The 20,828-nt window shown below is 32.0% G+C and carries 26 protein-coding genes; 7 read left to right on the top strand and 19 right to left on the bottom strand.

The annotated features are described in order from the left end of the window. Positions 1-15: 15 nt before the first annotated feature. Positions 16-294 (bottom strand): ATP cone domain-containing protein, encoded by a 279-nt coding sequence (locus QMD61_02325; GenBank protein MDI6723465.1) that lies wholly within the window; start codon positions 292-294, stop codon positions 16-18. Positions 295-1,183: 889 nt separating this feature from the next. Between QMD61_02325 and QMD61_02320 the strand changes: the two genes are divergently transcribed. Further along, positions 1,184-1,471: a cupin domain-containing protein gene (locus tag QMD61_02320; GenBank protein ID MDI6723464.1), complete on the top strand. Its 288-nt coding sequence runs from the start codon at positions 1,184-1,186 to the stop codon at positions 1,469-1,471. A gap of 319 nt (positions 1,472-1,790) precedes the next feature. On the opposite strand, the gene QMD61_02315 is transcribed toward QMD61_02320, so the two are convergent. The 3 genes from QMD61_02315 to QMD61_02305 form a co-directional block, all read right to left on the bottom strand. Then, positions 1,791-2,150 carry a hypothetical protein gene (locus tag QMD61_02315; protein ID MDI6723463.1) on the bottom strand — a complete coding sequence of 120 codons (360 nt, stop codon included), beginning with the start codon at positions 2,148-2,150 and terminating at the stop codon, positions 1,791-1,793. Between the two features lie 119 nt (positions 2,151-2,269). Beyond that, positions 2,270-3,505 (bottom strand): aldo/keto reductase, encoded by a 1,236-nt coding sequence (locus QMD61_02310; GenBank protein MDI6723462.1) that lies wholly within the window; start codon positions 3,503-3,505, stop codon positions 2,270-2,272. A gap of 51 nt (positions 3,506-3,556) precedes the next feature. After that, on the bottom strand, positions 3,557-4,117 hold the full coding sequence (locus QMD61_02305) for a TetR/AcrR family transcriptional regulator (GenBank protein ID MDI6723461.1): 561 nt from the start codon (positions 4,115-4,117) through the stop codon (positions 3,557-3,559). Between the two features lie 272 nt (positions 4,118-4,389). Here QMD61_02305 and QMD61_02300 point away from each other — a divergent pair, with 272 nt between their 5' ends. Next, positions 4,390-4,959, top strand: coding sequence for a class I SAM-dependent methyltransferase (locus QMD61_02300; protein MDI6723460.1), 570 nt, complete (start codon positions 4,390-4,392; stop codon positions 4,957-4,959). Positions 4,960-5,314: 355 nt separating this feature from the next. Then, a complete protein-coding gene (locus QMD61_02295) occupies positions 5,315-5,809 on the top strand; it encodes a TIGR00288 family NYN domain-containing protein (GenBank protein MDI6723459.1) in 495 nt (164 codons plus the stop codon). A gap of 28 nt (positions 5,810-5,837) precedes the next feature. Here the strand turns inward: QMD61_02295 and QMD61_02290 are convergent, their stop codons facing one another. The 4 genes from QMD61_02290 to QMD61_02275 are packed head-to-tail and all read right to left on the bottom strand — an operon-like array spanning position 5,838 to position 8,507. Beyond that, a complete protein-coding gene (locus QMD61_02290) occupies positions 5,838-6,503 on the bottom strand; it encodes an MBL fold metallo-hydrolase (GenBank protein MDI6723458.1) in 666 nt (221 codons plus the stop codon). A gap of 15 nt (positions 6,504-6,518) precedes the next feature. Next, positions 6,519-7,424 (bottom strand): (Fe-S)-binding protein, encoded by a 906-nt coding sequence (locus QMD61_02285; GenBank protein MDI6723457.1) that lies wholly within the window; start codon positions 7,422-7,424, stop codon positions 6,519-6,521. Between the two features lie 11 nt (positions 7,425-7,435). Next, on the bottom strand, positions 7,436-7,930 hold the full coding sequence (locus tag QMD61_02280) for a winged helix-turn-helix transcriptional regulator (protein MDI6723456.1): 495 nt from the start codon (positions 7,928-7,930) through the stop codon (positions 7,436-7,438). Positions 7,931-7,955: 25 nt separating this feature from the next. Beyond that, positions 7,956-8,507, bottom strand: a complete 552-nt coding sequence (locus QMD61_02275; protein MDI6723455.1) for a nitroreductase family protein — start codon at positions 8,505-8,507, stop codon at positions 7,956-7,958. Between the two features lie 530 nt (positions 8,508-9,037). Between QMD61_02275 and QMD61_02270 the strand changes: the two genes are divergently transcribed. Next, a complete protein-coding gene (locus tag QMD61_02270; GenBank protein ID MDI6723454.1) occupies positions 9,038-9,247 on the top strand; it encodes a hypothetical protein in 210 nt (69 codons plus the stop codon). Here QMD61_02270 and QMD61_02265 read toward each other — a convergent pair. Further along, positions 9,231-10,889 carry an ATP-dependent DNA ligase gene (locus QMD61_02265; protein MDI6723453.1) on the bottom strand — a complete coding sequence of 553 codons (1,659 nt, stop codon included), beginning with the start codon at positions 10,887-10,889 and terminating at the stop codon, positions 9,231-9,233. The genes QMD61_02270 and QMD61_02265 overlap by 17 nt on opposite strands. A gap of 259 nt (positions 10,890-11,148) precedes the next feature. Here QMD61_02265 and QMD61_02260 point away from each other — a divergent pair, with 259 nt between their 5' ends. The 3 genes from QMD61_02260 (at position 11,149) to QMD61_02250 (ending at position 13,127) form a co-directional block, all read left to right on the top strand. Then, entirely contained in the window at positions 11,149-11,934 is a 786-nt protein-coding gene (locus QMD61_02260; GenBank protein ID MDI6723452.1) for a DNA-formamidopyrimidine glycosylase family protein, read from the top strand. Between the two features lie 269 nt (positions 11,935-12,203). Next, complete coding sequence (locus tag QMD61_02255) at positions 12,204-12,578, top strand: hypothetical protein (protein MDI6723451.1); 375 nt, start codon at positions 12,204-12,206, stop codon at positions 12,576-12,578. Between the two features lie 3 nt (positions 12,579-12,581). Further along, positions 12,582-13,127: a uracil-DNA glycosylase gene (locus QMD61_02250; GenBank protein ID MDI6723450.1), complete on the top strand. Its 546-nt coding sequence runs from the start codon at positions 12,582-12,584 to the stop codon at positions 13,125-13,127. A gap of 37 nt (positions 13,128-13,164) precedes the next feature. On the opposite strand, the gene QMD61_02245 is transcribed toward QMD61_02250, so the two are convergent. The 10 genes from QMD61_02245 to thiC all read right to left on the bottom strand — a co-directional run bounded on the left by QMD61_02245 (position 13,165) and on the right by thiC (position 20,756). Continuing rightward, positions 13,165-13,893 carry a DUF72 domain-containing protein gene (locus QMD61_02245; GenBank protein ID MDI6723449.1) on the bottom strand — a complete coding sequence of 243 codons (729 nt, stop codon included), beginning with the start codon at positions 13,891-13,893 and terminating at the stop codon, positions 13,165-13,167. A gap of 89 nt (positions 13,894-13,982) precedes the next feature. After that, positions 13,983-14,282 carry an ATP cone domain-containing protein gene (locus QMD61_02240; protein ID MDI6723448.1) on the bottom strand — a complete coding sequence of 100 codons (300 nt, stop codon included), beginning with the start codon at positions 14,280-14,282 and terminating at the stop codon, positions 13,983-13,985. Positions 14,283-14,375: 93 nt separating this feature from the next. Beyond that, the gene (locus QMD61_02235; protein ID MDI6723447.1) at positions 14,376-14,654 is read right to left on the bottom strand and encodes an ATP cone domain-containing protein; all 279 of its coding nucleotides are present in this window, start codon (positions 14,652-14,654) and stop codon (positions 14,376-14,378) included. 152 nt (positions 14,655-14,806) lie between these two features. Further along, positions 14,807-15,088 (bottom strand): ATP cone domain-containing protein, encoded by a 282-nt coding sequence (locus QMD61_02230; protein MDI6723446.1) that lies wholly within the window; start codon positions 15,086-15,088, stop codon positions 14,807-14,809. A gap of 263 nt (positions 15,089-15,351) precedes the next feature. After that, a complete protein-coding gene (locus QMD61_02225; protein MDI6723445.1) occupies positions 15,352-17,118 on the bottom strand; it encodes an ATP-dependent DNA ligase in 1,767 nt (588 codons plus the stop codon). After that, positions 17,115-18,056, bottom strand: coding sequence for a hypothetical protein (locus QMD61_02220; GenBank protein MDI6723444.1), 942 nt, complete (start codon positions 18,054-18,056; stop codon positions 17,115-17,117). Before QMD61_02220 ends, QMD61_02225 begins: the two co-directional genes overlap by 4 nt. A gap of 195 nt (positions 18,057-18,251) precedes the next feature. Then, positions 18,252-18,755, bottom strand: coding sequence for a ferredoxin-thioredoxin reductase catalytic domain-containing protein (locus tag QMD61_02215; GenBank protein ID MDI6723443.1), 504 nt, complete (start codon positions 18,753-18,755; stop codon positions 18,252-18,254). Continuing rightward, entirely contained in the window at positions 18,752-19,054 is a 303-nt protein-coding gene (locus tag QMD61_02210; protein ID MDI6723442.1) for a glutaredoxin family protein, read from the bottom strand. Before QMD61_02210 ends, QMD61_02215 begins: the two co-directional genes overlap by 4 nt. Positions 19,055-19,208: 154 nt before the next feature. Continuing rightward, complete coding sequence (locus QMD61_02205; GenBank protein MDI6723441.1) at positions 19,209-19,382, bottom strand: hypothetical protein; 174 nt, start codon at positions 19,380-19,382, stop codon at positions 19,209-19,211. Positions 19,383-19,481: 99 nt separating this feature from the next. After that, a complete protein-coding gene (thiC, locus tag QMD61_02200; protein MDI6723440.1) occupies positions 19,482-20,756 on the bottom strand; it encodes a phosphomethylpyrimidine synthase in 1,275 nt (424 codons plus the stop codon). Positions 20,757-20,828: the final 72 nt, after the last annotated feature.

The following is a 20,828-nucleotide window of genomic DNA, read 5'->3' as shown; positions in this document are numbered from 1 at the left end:
AGAAGTATAGCCGGATTATCGAGATTTATATCTCTGGTCAAACTTTCGCCATGATTTGGCTATATACGGCTCGCATTTATCCAGTTCAGTTAAAAGACACATTCTGATATTTTCGCTCTCCACTTTTTCCTTTTTACCTATATTTTTGTTGATATTATTGAGAACTTCATCCAGTATATCCTTTTTTTCTTCTACGCTGTATCCTGCATCAATTGCTGCCTTTTGGAGCGAACCTTTAATTTTATCTGGATTATATGTTTCTATTGTTCCTTTCCTTTTTATTACCCTTGTCAAAATAGCACCTCAAAAATTGAAAATTTTTGTGTTTCGGAAAATCAAAGATTGCAAAAATCGAAGATTTTCGAGAGATTTTCCTCAACCTCTAATATAATATTACTTTTGAAAAGTTAAATATCTTCTTAACCTATTATAATCAGAAGTGATTATTTGGAATTTGATTTAATTTTAAATATATCAAGAAAAGATTTTAATTTAGATAAATTTGTTGATATACCTTACATGACAGCAATGTAGATGATTTCATAGTAAATAAGATGCTGAATATGATAAAATAATGGTTTATTATCATTCTTATTACATTATAGCGCGTGCAAGTGAAATAAGCCCAGAGCTATTTTATGAATATTGGGATGATTTTGCAACGCTGCTTAACCATGAAAATTCATATCATAGGGATTTTGGCCTTTCATTAATTGCGAATTTAACTAAAATAGATAAAATTAACAAATTTTCTAATATTTAGGGATTATTTTGAACACTTGAATGATGATAAATTTTACTACTGCAAGGAAATGTGTTCAAAATAGTGCAAAGATTATTGAAAATAAAGAAGAGTATAAAAATATCGTTGTTTTTCTTTTATTAGACTAGATGATATATACAATTTTCCGCAAAAACAAAAGGAATTAATTAAATCAGATATTATGGAAGTTTTTGATGGAATTTATAAAAAACTAAATGATAAAGATAAAATAATTGATTTCGTTAAGGCTCAATTGGATTAGTATCAGTTCCCCAACTAAAAGGAAAGCTAAAGAGTTTACAGAAAAGTATAATATATAAAATGTTTACTACATGGTGGTTAAATGGATGTGGAAGTAGTTAATTTCAAAGAAAAGTTCTCTAAATAGAGGAATTACATTCTTATAAGGTTATCGCTCAAATGAATGATTATTACTTTAAAATTGTTAAGGCTAAGCGAGAATTCATCTGGCATAGTCATCCAGAAACTGATGAAGTTTTTGTAGTTATAAAAGGAAACTTAAAGATTGATTTAAGAGATAAAACTTTAAATTTAAATAAGGGAGATATGGTGGTTATTCCAAAAGGAGTTGAACATAAACCTTCATGCAAAGAAGAATGCCATGTTATACTAATTGAACCTGCTGCAACTGTTAATACCAGTGATGCCGGAGGAGATTTAACTGATACCCAGATAGAATGGATATAATCTTTGAAAAGTTTTAAAAGTAAATATTATATCTCATATTTAATATTAAAGAGCATTAGGATAGGAAAGTACCTAAATGGATGTATTTAAGATACTAATCCCATATTTGCATTTGTTTAAATTAATACAGTTATAATTTTATTCTAGCATATGAAATAATCAATATATTCCATAAAACAGATACCACTTAGAATCTTCTTTCCAATTATAATCAATTCAATGCTCTGCTGTTTTACCACATTACATTCCATTAAATCTGCAATAAAGTCCAAAATCATATCTATTCCTGAACGCCTGAATTGGTATATATTTCCATATTTTACCTACGGGCTTTTTGGATCCATTCAACTTCATTAATTGATTCTTTCCATGAAAAAACCTGTTTATTTGTGGTTGCTTTCTTAAAATTTAATAATCCTGTTTTTGAAAATAGTATGGATCCTGTAAAAACAGTTGAAATGTATTCTAAATTAATAGACAAACATCTTAACTGATTTAGGAATATTTCATTCTCAATTAACTCACAAGTACCTATACCTCCCGGAATGAGCCTTATATGATTTTTTAAGCCAAATTTAAGAAATGAGTCTTTTAAAACATGTATTCCCTTGATATTTTTTATTATTCCACAATTCATAGAGTAAAAATGTAATTTAAGGATCTTAGTTAGTCTAACCAATATTTCAACTGGTTCATGTACATCTAATGTTCAAACTGGTTAAATAGTTATTACTTTATACATATTAAAACCCATTAAATTGAAATACATTTTAGCTATTAAATCATCCATCTGAAATGTTATCCATGAGATCTTCTTGATAACTTATCATTTATTGACAAAAAAGCGTCAAATAGGGGCATCAGAACAGTTTCTGCAATTTTTACCTTATACTTGAACCCTTTTCCTCCAAGTTCCTTTGAAACATCTCCTAAAAGTTCTGGAATATCCAGTTTTTGTGGGCATGCTTTTACACACTTTCTGCAGTTAATACAGAGATCTGCATGAGACTCGTTACCGCTGAAAACACCTCCAAAACGTGTTAAGTACGTAAAAGATGAACTTTTTGTTTTAAACATGTATTTGTGGTTATATAATCCAAAACATTCAGGTATATCAACTCCAACAGGGCAGGGCATGCAGTATCCGCATCCACCACAGTCTATTTTCATAAGGCTCCTGTATACTTCCTTTACTTCTTCATAAAGTTTTAACTCGTCTGAAGTTAATGAATTCGGTAAAGTTTCATCTGCAATTTTAATATTTTCTTCAACATGTTTTTCATTATTCATTCCAGAAACAACACATGTAACTTCTTCATGGTTTAAAACCCATTTTAATGCCCATTCTGCCGGGCTTCTTTTAATATCTGATCTTTCCCAAACTTCTGCTACTTTCTCAGGCACTTTTCCAGCAAGAAGACCTCCTTTTAAAGGTTCCATAATAAATACAGCCATTCCCTTTGAAGCTGCATATTTTACTCCTTCAGTTCCTGCTTGATTCTTTTCATCTAAATAATTATACTGGATCAAACATGCATCCCAGTCATAAGCATCTGCAATTCCTTTAAATGCTTCGCTGTTATCATGGAATGAAAATCCTGCATATTTTATTTTTCCCTTTGCCTTAGCATCATCTAAAAATTCCAAAACTCCTATTTCTTTAAGTTTTTCGAAGCTTCCTTTACCAAGGCTGTGGATTAAGTAGTAGTCAATACAATCTGTTTGGAGTTTTTCAAGCTGTATCTGGAGGTATTTCTCCATATCTTCATATTTTTTAATGGACCATGATGGCATTTTTGTGCAGAGCTTTACTTTTTTTCTGTATTCATCTGTTAGTATTTCTCCTAAAAATGATTCACTTGATCCTCCATGATATGCAAATGCAGTGTCGATAAAGTTTACTCCATTACCTATCGCATAATAAATCTGCTTTTTGGCACGTTCTTTATCAATTCTGCCGTTTTTTGTGGGTAATCTCATTGCACCAAAACCCAGTGCAGATATTTCATCTCCATTTATTTTTCTATATTGCATATTATTACCTCAATTTAGATTGACTTGTCAGTCGAATAATTTAAAAAAATATTACTTGGATATACCGTCCCAGAAAAGTTCAAATGATAATCCTATATTCTTTTCATTCATTTTTTCGGGATATTTCTCAAAATGCATCACTGTATTAAATACATTACCCCAGAAATAGTCAATAAGGAGTTCATCGTATATTTTTTTGATTTCATGCTCCATGATGCCCTTTTTATACACTTCAAGTAGTTCAATGAATTTATTTTCAATTCTTTCCTTTGTAAAGGCTGTGACATATGGTGAACAGTGAAATGATAGTATAAAATTGAATTTATAGGGGTTTTTTATACCAAAACATACAAATTTTAACCATAATGATTTAACATTTTCTTTAAATGATTTTTTATCGTCGAAATCGCCGCCTACTTCTTCCAGTATGCTTTCTTTGGTATAGATGTAAAGGCTGTCAATGAGTTCTTCTTTGGTCTTAAAATAATGGAAAAGCGTCCCTGTAGCCACTTCTGCAGTTTTAGCAATTTCTGCTGTTGAAGTTCCATGAAATCCCCTTTCAACAAAAAGTTTAAGAGATGAATCCAGTATTTTTTGTTCCTTTTCTTTCATTCTGACATCATGAAATAATTTTTTTCTAATAGACTGATTAGTCAGTTTAGTATTTAAGGTTTTCCATATGAAACTCCTCATTTTACCAATATTTTTAATGCACATACAACAGATCACCTAAAAAAATAAATTTTATTTTCAAGGAAGTATTCATTTTGAAACGCAGAGACAACACCACCCCATATAAATCGGATGATTAAGATGCCAATGTAGTTAATACACTTCCTTACTATGAATCTTATCATAAAGAAAACATAAATTTAATAAAATCCATGGAATTTGAGCCCGAAATCTGGCTTGATACAGGATGCGGGACTGGGACTCTTGTTAAAAAAGCAGTGAAAGAGTTTAAAAATACTAAGTTTTTATTACTGGACCCATCTGAAGGCATGTTAAAACAGGTACAAAAAAAGTTATCTTCCAATAAAAACTATGAAATTGAATTTCTTCGACCATCGCCAACCCCGGAATTAATATTAGAAGAAAAACCAGATGTAATTACCACTATCCAGTGCCATCATTATCTTTCAAGAAAAGACAGGGAAAAAACGGTTAATGTGTGTTATAAAATTCTAAAGGAAGATGGTGTGTTTATAACATTCGAAAATATCCTCCCTATTACTGAAAAAGGTATTGAAGTTGGAGAGAAATACTGGGAAAATTTCCATTTATCCAGTGGAAGGAATCCAGAAGAAATAGAAGAACATTTAAAAAGATTTGATCAGGAATATTTCCCAATAACAGTAGAAGAACATCTCAAATTATTAAGAGATGCTGGTTTTAGTTCTGTGGAGCTTTTATGGTTTGCTTATATGCAGGCAGGATTTTACTGTATAAAATAAACAATTATGTGTTAATATACATTATTTAACCAATTTAGCATATTATCAATTAAATAATGGCCAAAAAAGATTATGGAAAGATTAAACAATTTTCAGAAAATCCGAAAAATGCCTATCTTATAAAATTAAATAATTAAATGTTTAAATTCGAAGTTTAGATGATTAATGAATCCAGGTTTATTAAAATTCCCATTTGCAGGCATTTTTTAGAAAAAAATTGGAAAAAATTTGGGCATAAGTATTTAATAATCTTTATACAATAATATTAGATATATAACAAAATTTTGGCAATAATTATTGCAATTATATTGTTGGACATTTATTGAAATTTTTGAATATCTTTAGGAGTGAAAAAGTGCATAATATAGAAAAACTGAGTTCATTTAAAGAATATATCCCGCTGACCCGTAAATCCGGCGAGAAAAATGTGGGACTTCTTATAGATGGGCCAAATATGCTCCGGAACGAATTCCACCTCGATCTGGACATAATTAAAAAAATAGTATCTAAAAGTGGTAAAATAAAAGTTGGAAAGGTTCTTTTAAACCAGTATGCTTCAACCAAGCTCATTGAAGCTGTAACAAACCAGGGATTTTCCCCAATAATAGTGGCTGGTGACGTTGATGTTCAGCTGGCTGTCGAAGCCTTTGAACTAATCCATAATCCTAATATTGATGTAATTGCGATTATGACCCGTAATGCAGATTTTTTACCTCTAATAAATATTGCTAAAGAAAATGGTAAGGAAACAGTAGTTATTGGAGCCGAACCCGGCTTTAGTATAGCTTTAAAAAACTCAGCAGATAATGCAATAACATTAAACGTGGAACCAAATCCAAGACCTGCTTAATTTTTATCAATTTTAGTTTAATGGAACTTTATATCTTATTCAGGTATTCCTTTAATTTTTCTGAAGCTTTAAATGTGACAGGCTTACTGTGTCCTGTAAAAATTACTTCAATATCCAGATCTTCCAGTTTTTTGATGGATTCATTAGCCTGTTCATTATTTAACGTGAATATACGTGGAGGACCTTCGATTTTTCCCCCTTCATTTTTAAGATTATCACCTACAAAAATAGTCTTATTATTTTTATTATATAAACAAATACTTCCCGGAGTATGGCCCGGTGTATGTATAACCGTGTAGCCACAAATTTCATCACCATCCTCAAGTAAAATATCTGGTTCAACAGTTTGAGGCCTATAAATCATTTTTAATAGCTTTACTAATATTTTTGAAACTACCGGTTCATGCGGTCTTTTCTTTTCTTTAATATAATCTGCATCATCCTTATGAGCAGCGACTTTTGCTCCGGTGGCTTTTTTAAGTTCTCCAAGACTTCCAGTATGGTCAAAATGGTGATGTGTTAGAACAATTGTATTTATATCCTCGGGGTTGCGATTTAGAGTATTTTTCACATAATTTATGATCTTTTTAGAATTACCCGGATTTCCAGTGTCTATTAACATCATTTCATCACCCTCAACCAGATAACAGTTGCTCATTCCACTAAATTGATGTACTTTAGGGACTATCTCCATTATAAGACCTCATTATTAACCTTTTTCAGCTAAAAGCATGTAAATATCTGAAACCTTATCAGAATTCACAGATGATAGGTTGAGATAGCAGAATGGACAGTACGTAACAATCTTTTCAGGAATATTGTTTACTGTTTTTCTTGCTTTTGTAGTTGCAACAGATTTATCATGCGCCATAACGCCTGCACCCGCCCCACAACAGGGGCTTGCACTTTTATTTCCTGCACTGGTGAGTATCCTGCGTACATCATGGCTTTTCTCTCTTGCATGACATGGATCCTGAATTGTAAAATCCCCTTTTCTAACAGTTGATTTGCCTAATAACTCAATTGCAAGAATTATTTCTGGATTAAATTCATATTGCCCTTTATAATATTTATTAAATGCACTATAACAGCCAGGACATATTGTTATAATTTTTTTGACTCCTGCTGCCTTGAATTTTTCAATGTTTTTTCTTACTGTCTCATCTCCAGATTTAATATCCCCTAAATTAAATAATATGTTACCACAACATGTTTCATTGTTTAAAACGCCGTATTCTATGCCATTACTTTTAAGCAGGTTTTCTGCAGATGCAAGTATTTCTGGTGTCTTATATGTAGGTGTACATCCCCTAAATAACACAGTTTCCATTTTGGTTTGTCCATTATCCCCATTATCAGATGTAATCCCATAAGAATTACCTGATTGTGCTATATTTTTCCTTATTTCAGCCGTGTGGCGAGTTATGAGACTTTTACTTACTGCTATTTCTCTAGCGTAATGATTAAAGCCCGCGAGATGGCATTCATTACATAAACTGCATTTATACAGATTATCAAGATTTTTATCCTTTAAATTCCCGGTTAATCTTATTTTTAAATTACAATATAGAGAACTTATAGGAGAACAGTTTGAATTCTCTTCTTTTACTTTCATATCAATCATTCCTATTTTATTTTTTTTATTCTACCCTTTTCCAGTGCTTCAATAAATTTTCTACTTTCTTCTGCCAGAAATAATGTCTGGGCATAATAATCTTTTATTATGGTTAATTCTTCTTCAAAATCCCCTATTTTCTCATATTTCTCTATTATACCTGGAATTTTTTCTAAAGAAGGCATGATACTTTGTTCATATCTTTTTTTCTGCAATTCAATAAAAAATGTAGTTATATCTTTATCCACCTTGACATAGACCTTTCTGGACTTTGGTTTTTTAAATCTTTTTACCATTTGCCTTTCTTCCATGGCTTTTAAGGTGGTGCTGAGTCCAGATAAGCTGTATCCAGTCATTTCAGATAATTCTCCAAGAGATATTTCTTCTGGCTCACTTTGAAGAACAGATAATAGTCTTGATGGAAAATCATCAAGTCCAAGAGCTTTGCAACTCTCATATACAATTTCCCTAAATTCTTCCTTTGGAGAATTTTTTTTATTAGCCATATTAACTAAATCCATTGTTTTAAATTTATCTGAAATAAGTAAAGACTTCTTTATTCCTTTCTAAAGCCTGTGGATTTTTTTTAACTTTATATCCTAAAGATACTCCAAAGTGAACTTCATAATTCTCTGGAATATTGAATTTCTTCATTTTTTCAGGATCCGTAAAATAAAATTTTGCAAATCCAATCCAGCATGAACCTATATCCATGCTTTCGGCTGCAAGAAGCATGTTCTGTACTGCTGCCGAACAATCTACCATTGGAGTTACTGCATCCTTTTTTCCAGATACAATTACTGCTGTTGGTGCTCTATGAAAGATATTGAGCTGTTCTATTGCTCCCATTTGAGCTATCCATTCCACATCCATTTCCCGCATTACTGCCTTTGCACCTTCGCTGATTTCGTTAATTAAATCCTTATTCTGGATTATAGTGAAATGCCATGGCTGGTCATTATGTCCAGTAGGAGCATATATGGCTGCTTCAAGGATTTTTTCAAGTTCTTCATCTTTAATCTGGTCGGGAAGGTACTTACGTACGCTTCTTCTGCTTTTTATGTTTTCTAATACAGGGTTCATTTTTTACACCTTAATTTTTTAACTTTTTATATTTTCATAACTTTTAGTATTTTATGAAAGTTAAGTATAATAAATGTGTTTTGGCATATAAAGTTTTTGATTCTTACAAAAATCTTCAATTATATCATAAACCAAAAAAATAAATAACAATCTTAAAAAAATTCTTATAGTGTTAAAATGGCCTATCTAAGAATCTGAACTAAAGAATAGAAAAAAAGTGTATAAATGACTCTATCATCTTATTTTTCTCCATATATAAATGAATTGCAGGGTTATCCACCATATATCCTCCCCCAAACTTCATTGAATTTGAGAAAGACTATGAAAATTTCTATTTTAAGGATTCCAGTCTTAAAAAGGGCGTAAATATTTATTAATCGCTAAAAGAAAATGAAAAAGAGATTGGGTTTATAAGTTATAAGGCCATTCATCTTAAAAAATGCATGGTAGAAATAGATATCTGGCTTAAAAGCCTGAAATATACTGGATAAGGTTATAGAACTGCTGCAGTTAAGCTTTTATCCGATAAATTGTTCCATAAAGGATTTCATACAATTATAATCAGACACTGCTTAAAAAACATCCAGGATATTCGCTCTTATAAAAAATCAGGGTTTCGTGAGGAACTTTTTATTCCAGAAAATTTCTATAAAAAGAAATATGAAAACCCTATTGAAGGCGACTGTGATCCTTATGATGACCTATTCCTGGTTAAAGGAAGGATTAATTTCTGGAATTAAAAATAGATTCGATTCTATTAACGGTATCAATATCATCAATGCCTTTATCATCCCTTATTCTTTTAACAACAGGGAATCTCAGGGAATAACCGCTTTCATATTCAGGGCTTTTAACGATTTCGCTGTATGCAATTTCAAGTATGATTTCAGGTCTTGATTTCACTTTTCTACCTTTTTTTTCTATTATAAGACTTTCTACTTTATTTGAAAGTTCCAGGAGTGTTGCATCATCCAATCCCGTTGCTGTATGGGCTATTGTTTTCAGATTTCCTTCTTCATCCTGTGCGGCCACAAGATATGAGCCTATGAGATTTGCTCTCCTACCCCTACCATATGTACCCCCAACAACAACCAGATCAAGTGTTTCAGGCTCAGCTTTGAGTTTTAGCATCTTCTTACCCCTTATTCCTGGCATATAGGGAGCAGATGGATCTTTTATCATTATCCCCTCATGACCTGATTTAATGGAACTTTCAAACAACTTTTGAGCATCCTCAATGTTTTCTTTAGTTACAATAACTTGATTACTGAGCTCAAATTTGGAAGGTTCAATCTTAGCAATTGATTCCAGTATCTTCCGTCTCTCACCAAAGGGAGTGTCAATCAGGGGTTTTTTATAATAAAGAACATCGAAAAGATACATAATAAGAGGAACTTCAAGGCGTAATCTCTCAATTTCATATTTTCTGCGGACTCTCTGGAGAATGTACTGGAATGAAATTGGATTTCCATCTTTTGTAGCGATTATTTCTCCTTCCACAATTAAATCCTCAGAGGGAAGATATTTTTCTACATATTCAACAATTTCTGGAACTGCATTCTTTATGTTATCCAGTCTTCTTGTGAAAATTTTTATTTCATCACCAATTCTATGGATTTGAACCCTGAAACCATCATATTTGGTTTCACAGATTGCAGTACCCATTTCTTCTACTGAAACCTCGATTCCTGGCGAAAGCTGTGCGAGCATTGGTTTTACCGGTTTTCCAGGTATAAGATTCAGTTTTTTAAGCCCTTCTTCTCCTTTTTCCTTTGCAACTTCTGCCACAAGTCCCGGATCATTTGTAAGCATTAAAGCCCTTTCAACGACCTCTTTTTCTACATTAAAAGCTTCAGAAACAGCGTCTTTAATTGTGCCCTCGCCAATTCCTACTCTAAGCTCTTCAACCACTGTTCTTGAGATGTATTTCGCCTCAGCAGGGCTGGCTGAAGTCAGAAGCTCAATGAGTATTCTGATCTTCCTGGTCTGAGCATTTTTACCCGATATTTCTGCAAGTTTTGTCATGTTTTTATATACCTTCACTATGGTCAGGGGCCTTGTAAAAAGAGTTGATTGATATCTTTTGGCAAAAAGTGCCTCAGCAGCAAATCCTATATCTCCTTTGTCCCTTACGCTATCTTCCACAGTATCCATACTGACACCCACAACCAAAGAAATTGCTTTCATAAGAAGTTTTAAACCTATTCCAATCTCTTTTTCACTCCAAACGGGAAATACTTTACCTAATGATAGTAATGTAACAATAGGAAGGATTTCAGCTTCTGTATTTTTTAAAAACTCTGCAAGAATTGTGGTTTTTTCCAGTCTTTTTGTTGTGGAAGTCAGGGCTTCATAAACTTCTACAAGCTCTTTATATTTCATTTTACTTTGAAATTCGGGCATTTTATCACTAATTAAAATAAATATTAAATTCAACTGTCATATTTCTTTTTTATACTGTAGTTTAGATAAAGTTTATCTAATAAATCTATTCAAAATTTTTAAATTCCAAAATACAAATTATACTTTGAAACCCAGAATATTTAAAAAATTTACCTTTAAATCTATTTAAAATTAATTTAGGATATAGAACTGATTAATAATTAAATTAAAACATATAAAAGTGTTCTGGAGGATCTAAATGCCCGAATTACCTGAAGTGGAATCCTTTAAGAGATATATGGATAAAACATCCCTTAATAAAACTATTGAAAGTGTTGATATAAAAAGTCCTGAAATCCTTCAAAATATCGATAAACATGGGTTAAAGAATAGATTAGAGGAACATAAATTTCAATACACCAGAAGACATGGAAAATATCTTTTTGCACATTTGGATAACAATTATTGGATGGTTTTACATTTTGGAATGACTGGAAAACTTATTTACTTCAAAAATACTGATGAAATCCCCCTTTATGATAGAATTTTAATCGGATTTGAAGATAAGAGTTTTCTTGCTTTTGATGATCCCAGGAAGTTTGGAAAAATTAGTTTAGTTCATAAAACTGCTGATTTTATTAAAGAAAAGAAATTAGGTCCAGATGCATGTGAAATCGAGCTTAAATCATTTCAAAATATAATCAAATCACGGAAAGGCGCCGTTAAAACTTTACTAATGAATCAGAATATTCTTGCAGGTATTGGCAATATTTATTCTGATGAAATACTATTTCAAGCATGTATTCATCCTAAAACCTCTGCCAGTAAGCTTAATGATGAACAAATTGGAAATATTTATAAAATAATGAAAAATGTGCTTAAAACAGCTTTAGATAGACAAATTGCAAATCAGAAACTCCCAGAATCATTTTTAATTCCAAACCGTGTTAAAAATGGTAAATGTCCTAATTCTGATATAAAGCTTGAAACTATGAAAATTTCTGGTAGAACTGCCTATTATTGTCCAGAATGCCAAAAAAAATAATTTTAAATGAATATTCTTTTTAATTTTCTGAAATGTAATACTTTTTTGTTATATAATGGAAAACAATATACCCAAATTAGAATAAATATGCTATTATACTCCATCAACAGATGAAATATTTATTTTTAAGATTTATAATAGAAAATCGTTTCGTTAAACTGCCTCAATATATTTTATAATATAAATATATCCCTATTTATGAAGATTCAATACTCACATAGTAATAATTTAATAAAAATTTAAATATAATTAATAACAAAAATGTATTCATGGCAGCTTTAGACATAGTATGGTTATATGTGTCATCTGCATTTATACTGGCATTAATAGCAACATTAGGATTTATCACATTAAAAATAGGTATTTTTTCATATAAAGTAGTATCTGAATCTCTAATTGCAGTAAAAAGAATGGAAAACAACCAGATCATTAATCAAAACCCATCAGAAGCTACAGAAAAATTAGAAGCCCAAATAAAATTTGTGCAAAAATACATGGAAATTATAGAAAATAACTTTAAAAATATCAAGGAAATAAAATCCATGCTAAAGTACATTAACTCCATAGAAAGTTACTTTAAAAATTTCAGAAAAAACGGTATCAAAAACCCAAAATACGCTTATATTCAATTGTTCAAAAAATAAACCATGAATCTTGAAAATCTTTGCAAAGTGGCAAGCACCTGTATCCAGTGCCCTTTAAATAAAAGCAGAACAAGGGTTGTATTTGGAGAAGGACCAGAATATGCCAAAATAATGCTTATTGGGGAAGCACCCGGTAAAAATGAGGATGAAACTGGACGGCCATTCATTGGAATGGCAGGCAAATTATTAAGCGAAATACTGCATGAAGCAGGCTTGGATAGGTCGCAAATTTATATTACTTCCATTGTTAAATGCAGACCAGAGGATAACCGAAAACCAAAAAAGCCAGAATACAGCACATGTATAGATCTTTACTTAAGCAAGCAGATAGAGCTGATTGACCCAGATATAATTGGATTGCTTGGAAACAGCGCCGCCTATGCATTAATAGGAAAAAAGAACATTAAACAGATACATGGTGAGACTTATCAATTAAATGGCAGGAAATATATGGCTTTATTCCATCCAGCGGCGGCATTATATTCAAGGAACCTGCTTCCACAGCTTAAAGAAGACATGGTGACGCTAAAAAAAGCTATTGGACCCTGACTTTTATTATTTTTATATTCTATAAAAAAGTTTAAATTCAATCTAAAATATCTTTCAGCACCAACGCATTTTTTGTTGCATTAGCATTGTAATCATTGTTAAAGTAACAGAACACTTCCCTTGCTTTTGACTCCTTAATTTTTTCTGCCCATTCATTTAACTCTTTTTTTGAATATAAATAACGATATCTTTCATCATTTCCATTTTTACCGTGGAATCTTATATATGCTATGTTTGATGTAACTATAATATCTTCTGGCAAGTCTGGAGATGAAACAGAACAAAATCCTATGTTAAATTTATTTAAAATCTTGTAAACTTCACTTTCAAACCAGGTCAGGTGTCTAAATTCAATTACATTCTTTTTTGAATTATCCAGTTGCTCAACTGCATTTTCCAAAAAATCGAGATCTTTTGGTTTATTTGGAGGCATCTGGAATAATATACAGGCTAACTTATCTTCAAGAAGTTCTGCAAGTCTATAAAACCGATTGATAGTATTTTTAGTGTTTTTAAACATTCTTCTATGGGTTATAAGTTGATTGGCTTTTAAAGTAAATTTAAAATCATCAGGTGTCCTATCGTGCCATCCTTTGACTGTTTTTTCGTTTGGAAATCGATAAAATGTGTTATTGACTTCAACTGTTTGGAATTGTTCAGAGTAATATCCCAGCCATTTTGATTTAGATCCTCTTTCTGGATAGAATTTTCCGGCCCAGTCATTGTAATACCAGCCAGAACATCCTATAAAATAATTTACTTTCATTTAATTGTCCAATATAGATATCTAAATATGAGTAATGTTTATATTATACATTCATCTGCATCCAGTTTCTGTAATTTTAAAAAAATAAACTAGTCTTTGTAAATTATTCCATGTTTTAATTCATAATTTCGCCATGCTGCTGCAACAGGGACCTGATCTCCTACCCAATACTTTTCAAAATCTCTTATTAATACATCACGTATTTCATCAGCACCTACTTCTTTACTTTTTTGCACCAGTTTATTCACATCGTTCATTGTGTTATCTATAAGTTCTCTATGATCCTCTAAATCTAAACTGGCATCTTTAATGGCGCTTTCAATGGAATTTCTTACTTTTTCTTCACTATATTGTTCTCTTTTACCATTTCTTAATATTATATCTGTCATATTACCACATTACTGGATAAAATTAAATTTGATATTAATTTTGGATATATTTTTAAAAATAAAATAATGAAACTTGGAATTTTTATCATATTTTTATCTTATTCCATGAGTTTTCTCATAGTTTTTCCAGGATCGGGCTACCTCCGGAGCATCGCTTTCTAAATCATTTATAACTTCATTTCTAATTTCCCTGGTACTTATTTCATTCCTGTTTCTTGCAAGATTTTCTGCATCCTGTGTTGCATGTTCAATTGTTCCCATCTGATCAGTTAAAGTAAAACCCGCATCTGTAACAGCGTTTTCAATTGATTTTCTCAGTTTTTGTGGCCTAAATGGTTCTTTTTTACCATTTCTTTTTATCACATCAGTCATATAATCACCACCTGTATCATACATTTATTTAATTCTTTATTACTATGAGAAAAGTGATATAAATAATTTTCATATAACAATTATGCATTTAAAAGCTAAAAAAATGAACTTAAGTTAAAGAATAAAGAAAAATAAAATGGTTTAATGGAATTTTAATACTTCATTCCATGGGTTCTTTCGTAATTTCTCCAGGCTTGAGCTACCTGTTGATCATCCTGTTCTAAATCTCTTAATACAGTATCACGTATTTGTTTAACTTCTATTTGTTCCATTCCTTTTGCCATTTGTATAGCATCTTGTGAAGCGTGTTCTATTACTTCTCTTTTTTGACCTACATCAAACCCCGCATCTTTAACAGCGCCTTCTATGGACATTCTTAATTTTTCTTCTTTGAATTGTTCTCTTTGGCCATTTCTTTTTATTACATCTGTCATTTTATTTTACCTCCAATACTAACATGATAAGATTCTTTACAGCTGTTATTGATTTAAACTGTAGAATCCATTTCATGTTTTATGCATTTTTTATAATTTTGTAATACTCTTTTATGATCATTGGTATATAAAAAACTTTACATCCTATCAAGAAAGGCATTAAATATAAGTAAATATATTAAGTATTATTGGATTTAAAATCATTATAACAATTTAATTAAATGAAAAATAAATTTACAACCATATAAAACTAAAATAATGATTTAAATCCATTTATACATCTGTAAAATTTCCTCTGTAGTGGTAGCTTGTTCAGGAGACTTTTCTTCACGCCATCTTATAAATCGCGGAAATCTTAAAGCCAGACCCTGTTTTTTTCCTTCTTCCCAGTTACAGGTATGAACAGGGCTTTTAGTAATCTCAGATCCGAGTACCTCAACAACATATTTTGGAGTAAACCAGAAATCAGGCTCCATTTCTTTAGTTACAGTTGCCCTTGCAGGCATTTTATATACTCCAGCATCAGCAAGCTTTTCAGGCATATCTGCCAGTTGTTTATCAGAAAATCCAGTTCCCACTTTACAAACAGTTTCAAAGGTATCTTCAGTATGATTATAAGCAGCACATAAAAGAGCCCCGTATGTACCACTACGTCTGCCTCTCCCTGCATATGCACCTAAAATAACTAAATCAAGGGTATCTGACAGTTTACCGATATACTCTTTTTTCCATTTAATCCATGTCCAGTCTCGTCCCCCTGCTTGATAATATGAATCTTCTGCACATGATTTACACACAATACCCTCTAAATTTTTATTTAAACATTCCTGAAAGAAATCATCTATGCTATTCATGTCTGAACTAACCCTTCGATTGGCTAAAGCAATATATTTTGAACCCTCAATAAGTGTTTCAAGTTTATTCCGGCGTTCAGGATAACCGGTGTGCATAAATGATTTTCCATCCACATAAAGAACATCAAAAACCATATATCTAACTGGAATCTTTTTTCTATACTCTTTAACATCATATTTTCTCCTCCGCTGCATCAATATCTGAAAAGAAGCAAAAATATCATTTTCAAAGTCATATGCCATTGCTTCACCATCTAAAATCGCTTTTTCTACATTTACGTATCTTTTAATATTTTCAACCAGATCAGGAAATTGAGAGGTTACGTCGGTCGAACGGCGCGAATATAATTTAACACTCTTTCCATCCTTATGGGCCTGAATTCTTTCACCATCAAATTTTTCTTCGGCTGAAATATCACGAGATTTAATTTTATTCCTGATATCCTCAAATTTAGATACACGTTGGGCTAACATGACTTTAATAGGCCTATTAATTGTAATTTTTATTTCATTAATGCCCTTAATTCCTTTATTTTTTAGAACTCTGGCAACAAGCCCTATATCTGAACTTACATTATAAGCATGTTCAAGTTCTGCCTTTTTTTGTTTTGAACCGAAAAAAGCAACAGATAAAGCGTTTAAAATAGTCATATCTCCAACGCCAATGCGCATAGTGCCTTCAGCAAGCCGTGCGATGTATTTTCTGCCCACTTCGTCAGCTTCTATAAGCATTGAAGCCAGTATTTTCTTTTTAATTTCCTGAGAACCTTTTCCAAATGTATAAGCAATTTTCCTTAAACCATCAAAGATATCTTTTACAGATAGTTCTCCAGTATAATCAAAATAGTCTTTAAAAGGATTTTCCATATTCTTAACCATTTTAACTGCTACTTCGCCAATATCTCCAAGATTACGTATCTTTTCTTCAACTTCATCCTTTGGAATTCCACCTGCAAGAGATATTGCAGATTGAACCGTTTTTTCGCTTAATCCAAGAACAATACTTTCATATGGGGGTGCTATTCGTCCTAGCACCATGTAACATGCCTTATCTATTTCTTCTGGCTCAATATCTTTAAAAAGCCCCGATAAAATTGCTACCATTTCATTTTGAGAACTGGTATTTTCAATTCTTTCAAGGGTCCTGGTGAAAGCTCCAAAATTAATTTTAATCACCTGAAATCTTCAGGTAAGCATTTTTCAAATTGATTGAGATTTTCAATGATATCTTTTGGCCTGTAATTTGCCAGTTTAACCCATAATTCCTCATCATAAAGCATTTTTTCAGTTACAGGAACTGAAACCCCATCCACAGTATCTGGATCACTCATATGGAGCGAACCTAACGGTACTCGGCTTAATTTACCTGAAGGAGTCTGTGATGGGTCTATATTTATTGAATTCCCCTGTCTTTCATGTCCTCCTAAAACTTTAAAATCAGCCTGTTTATCCACTTTTTTAGCCCATTTACCTGTAAAATTTCTTTCAGGGTCATCTTTTGAATACCGGAAATATTTTTCATAAAATGAATTCGGCTCCTTGTGATCTAAAAAGAAAAAGACATGAAATGAATTTCCAGTCCAGTAAATAAATGGATCAATGTCTCCAAGTACATTAGGGAGTTCTTTATCTTCTTTTATGGTTTCTACAAAAATTTTTGTAGCTATCTGTGCCTGCTCTGCTGAAATTCCTTTAAATCTGTCAATATCAAAAAATATTCTGTCTATTTCTCCTCCCGGATTTTCATGATTTGTTGCATAAAAGAAATCAGCCAGTTTTCTTGGAAGGAAATACTGCCAGACCTTATTCTGTAAATCTGTAATATCATTTTTTGCATCTTTCAAGTGCTTTTCCTTTGATCTAAGCTCTAAAAAATCTAAATCCACAGCTTTAACCAGTTCTTCAACATATAGAGGATCTAATTTTGATCCTCTTTTAAGTAAATAGCGGACATATCCTTTCGGCAGCCATATTTTACTTGCAAGTTCTCGATTCTTTAAATATTTCTTTAATTTTTCTGCAACAATTGCATAAATCAGTAAAACATCAGTTTGGCCAAAAGGAGTAATTATATTATCTGTATTTTTTTTAGCAAAGTTCAGAATGGACGCCATATTAAATCAGCCAAAACATTTCAATTTATATACAGTAATAATATTGTTGGATAAATATTTATTATTTATTTTTAATCAAAAATCCTAATTTTATGGATATAATTTAACTTAGAATTCTTAAATGTGAAAATGAATAGATAAAAATGGAATTTAAATATTTGTTTTAGTTATTAAAAGAAATAGAGAAATTTTAGTTTAAATAAACCTTTTGAAACGTTCTTTTCCAACTTTACAGATTGGGCATACTTCTGGAGGTTCTTCCCTTGCACATAAATAACCACAAACGCTGCATCTAAATACAGGAACATCTAAAGAAGAAATTACGCTTCCTAATTCGCTTTTTGATTGTTCTCGTTCTTTTGGAGCAGGTCTTCTCTCAGGTATCGATGTTAATTCTTTTTTACCATTTAAGATGTCTCCAGAAATATAGAGACCACAGTAACATGTATCATACTCATTTAAATCAGGATCCCTATAGTCACAGGGGCAAATGATATCAAGGTCTTCCTCCTTATTACCTGCTGCAAGGCGGCATGGACACGACCCATAGCCATAACGCTGTTCATTCAGTAATATATTTTTAAGGAGATATTTAGTGAACTCCACATCAGGATTTAGATGATATCCATGAGCTTCAACATCTTTTTTTACCTTCTTATAAAATTCATCAAGTTCCTGGTCGCTGATATCGTTGTTCATTGAAGCTTCTCCTTAATTTCATCTTCTCTAAATCCTACAATAACATCCTCATCATTGATTACTACTGTTGGAAAAGAAAGCTGAGGATTCCACTTTTGTACTTCCTTTATAATTTCGGATCTTTCATCACCCTTCAAGAGATCAACATAAATATAATTAAAATCTATTTTCAAGCTTTCAAGAAGCATTCGAGTCTTTCTACACCATCCACAAGTACTTAATGCATAAAGAATTACTTTACCCTTATTTTCTCCTTCAACATGTTCCATAGCCACAATATCCACTCCTTCAATGTTCAATTATATTTAAACCCACATACTAATAGTTATTTAAAACTTTAAAAATTAAAACTAATTTCTGATCCAAATTAACCTGATTAATTCTACTTAGAATCCATAATTTAGTTTATAATAGATTTTAACAAAAATTAAGCCCGTTATTAAAACCCGTTATTTAATCTATTATTTTTTCAATTACAGATCCACATCCCTGGCATTCATATACTTCTAACCATCCAGTTGGATAGTTATATTCATCTATTTTTATTAACATATCAGATCCACATGTTGGACATGAATCAAATGCATATGTGCTCGTATTTCGAAGCATGTTAATTCTGGATCTCATATTACCACCAAGTAATACTTTTATATGTTTAAGTATTTTATTTTTTCGAAGAGTATCCAGTAACAATTAAAATAGAATATAAAATAAAAAAAGAAAGTTCTAACCTAAATTATCCCTTACAATCCTTAAAGCACAGAATTCCCCACACATAGTGCACATATCGCCCTTTGTAGGTGTACTTTCCCTGTATTTACGCGGTGTTTCGTGATCAAATGCCAGCTCAAACTGCTTTTCCCAGTTAAAACATCTTCTTGCCCTGGCCATCTGAAGCTCACTATTCCATGCACTTTTTATTCCCTTAGCCACATCAGCAGCTTGTGCAGCTATTTTAGATGCAACAACACCCTCTTTTACGGCTTCAACGTCAGGAATTGCAAGATGCTCCCTTGGAGTGACATAACATAGGAAATCAGCCCCTGAAAAGGCGGCTATGGCACCTCCGATTGCAGAGGTTATATGATCATAGCCCGGAGCAAGATCAGTTACAATTGGACCTAAAACGTAAAATGGAGCCCCTTTACAGATTGTTTTCTGAATTTTCATATTTGCTTCAATTTGATCAAGTGGAACATGCCCTGGCCCTTCAACCATGACTTGAACTCCAGCTTCTCTGGCCCTTTCAACAAGCTGACCAAGTATTATTAGTTCCTGAATTTGGGGAATATCTGAGGCATCCGCCAGACATCCTGGCCTTAATCCATCCCCTAAACTAAGGGTTACATCATATTCATGGGCTATTTCCAGTAAATAATCAAAATTTTTATAAAGAGGGTTTTCTTCTTTATTTTGAAGTATCCATGCGGCCAAAAATGCTCCTCCACGGCTTACAATACCCATAATTCTGTTTGAATTTCTTATTTTGTCTACAGTGTCCATTGTAATTCCTGAATGAATAGTCATGAAGTCAACGCCTTCTCTAGCCTGGTTGATTATGGCGTTAAACATATCATCTTCATCCATGTTGATTACTGCACCTTTTTTCTTAGATGCTCCCACAGCCGCCTCATATATAGGAACAGTTCCAATTGGAACTTCAATTGCCCCTATTATTTCTTTCCTAACCCCCTTTAAATGTGAACCCGTGCTCAAATCCATTACAGCATCAGCGCCGTATTTAACCGCTGTTCTGGCTTTTTCCACTTCTTTTTCTATGTTTTCTATTTCTGAAGATGAACCTACATTAGCGTTGATCTTGGTAGTTAATCCCTTACCAATGCCCTTAGGAATACTTTTACCATTAACATTCTTTGGAATTGTGATATATCCTTTTGATAATCGTTTGATAAGTTTTTGAATTTCTATATTCTCTTCTTTTGCAACCTTTTCCATTTCATTGGTGATTTGGCCTTTTCTAGCAGATTCTAATTGAGTCACTTTTAATCCCTCGTAGTTAAAAAAATTGAAATTGTTAAAATTTTGGTCTTTATCTTAATATATATGTTAAAA

This window comes from Methanobacterium sp. (genome assembly GCA_030017655.1).
Lineage (GTDB): Archaea > Methanobacteriota > Methanobacteria > Methanobacteriales > Methanobacteriaceae > Methanobacterium_D.
The sequence above is the reverse complement of the archived record's forward strand: the minus strand, read 5'-3'. Positions and strand labels throughout refer to the sequence as shown.

Bases quoted from the DNA above. Each gene is read 5' to 3' on its own strand.
- QMD61_02205 (MDI6723441.1), bottom strand. From the start codon at position 19,382: ATGAGATCCAGAATTAACATGCTTCGAAATACGAGCACATATGCATTT.
- QMD61_02290 (MDI6723458.1), bottom strand. From the start codon at position 6,503: ATGGAGATAGTCCCTAAAGTACATCAATTTAGTGGAATGAGCAACTGT.
- QMD61_02235 (MDI6723447.1), bottom strand. From the start codon at position 14,654: ATGACTGATGTGATAAAAAGAAATGGTAAAAAAGAACCATTTAGGCCA.
- QMD61_02305 (MDI6723461.1), bottom strand. From the start codon at position 4,117: ATGAAAGAAAAGGAACAAAAAATACTGGATTCATCTCTTAAACTTTTT.
- QMD61_02285 (MDI6723457.1), bottom strand. From the start codon at position 7,424: ATGAAAGTAAAAGAAGAGAATTCAAACTGTTCTCCTATAAGTTCTCTA.
- QMD61_02310 (MDI6723462.1), bottom strand. From the start codon at position 3,505: ATGCAATATAGAAAAATAAATGGAGATGAAATATCTGCACTGGGTTTT.
- QMD61_02230 (MDI6723446.1), bottom strand. From the start codon at position 15,088: ATGACAGATGTAATAAAAAGAAATGGCCAAAGAGAACAATTCAAAGAA.
- QMD61_02280 (MDI6723456.1), bottom strand. From the start codon at position 7,930: ATGGCTAATAAAAAAAATTCTCCAAAGGAAGAATTTAGGGAAATTGTA.
- QMD61_02260 (MDI6723452.1), top strand. From the start codon at position 11,149: ATGCCCGAATTACCTGAAGTGGAATCCTTTAAGAGATATATGGATAAA.
- QMD61_02255 (MDI6723451.1), top strand. From the start codon at position 12,204: ATGGCAGCTTTAGACATAGTATGGTTATATGTGTCATCTGCATTTATA.
- QMD61_02300 (MDI6723460.1), top strand. From the start codon at position 4,390: ATGGAATTTGAGCCCGAAATCTGGCTTGATACAGGATGCGGGACTGGG.
- QMD61_02265 (MDI6723453.1), bottom strand. From the start codon at position 10,889: ATGAAATATAAAGAGCTTGTAGAAGTTTATGAAGCCCTGACTTCCACA.
- QMD61_02240 (MDI6723448.1), bottom strand. From the start codon at position 14,282: ATGACAGATATAATATTAAGAAATGGTAAAAGAGAACAATATAGTGAA.
- QMD61_02215 (MDI6723443.1), bottom strand. From the start codon at position 18,755: ATGAACAACGATATCAGCGACCAGGAACTTGATGAATTTTATAAGAAG.
- QMD61_02220 (MDI6723444.1), bottom strand. From the start codon at position 18,056: ATGGCGTCCATTCTGAACTTTGCTAAAAAAAATACAGATAATATAATT.
- QMD61_02320 (MDI6723464.1), top strand. From the start codon at position 1,184: ATGAATGATTATTACTTTAAAATTGTTAAGGCTAAGCGAGAATTCATC.
- QMD61_02245 (MDI6723449.1), bottom strand. From the start codon at position 13,893: ATGAAAGTAAATTATTTTATAGGATGTTCTGGCTGGTATTACAATGAC.
- QMD61_02275 (MDI6723455.1), bottom strand. From the start codon at position 8,507: ATGAACCCTGTATTAGAAAACATAAAAAGCAGAAGAAGCGTACGTAAG.
- QMD61_02250 (MDI6723450.1), top strand. From the start codon at position 12,582: ATGAATCTTGAAAATCTTTGCAAAGTGGCAAGCACCTGTATCCAGTGC.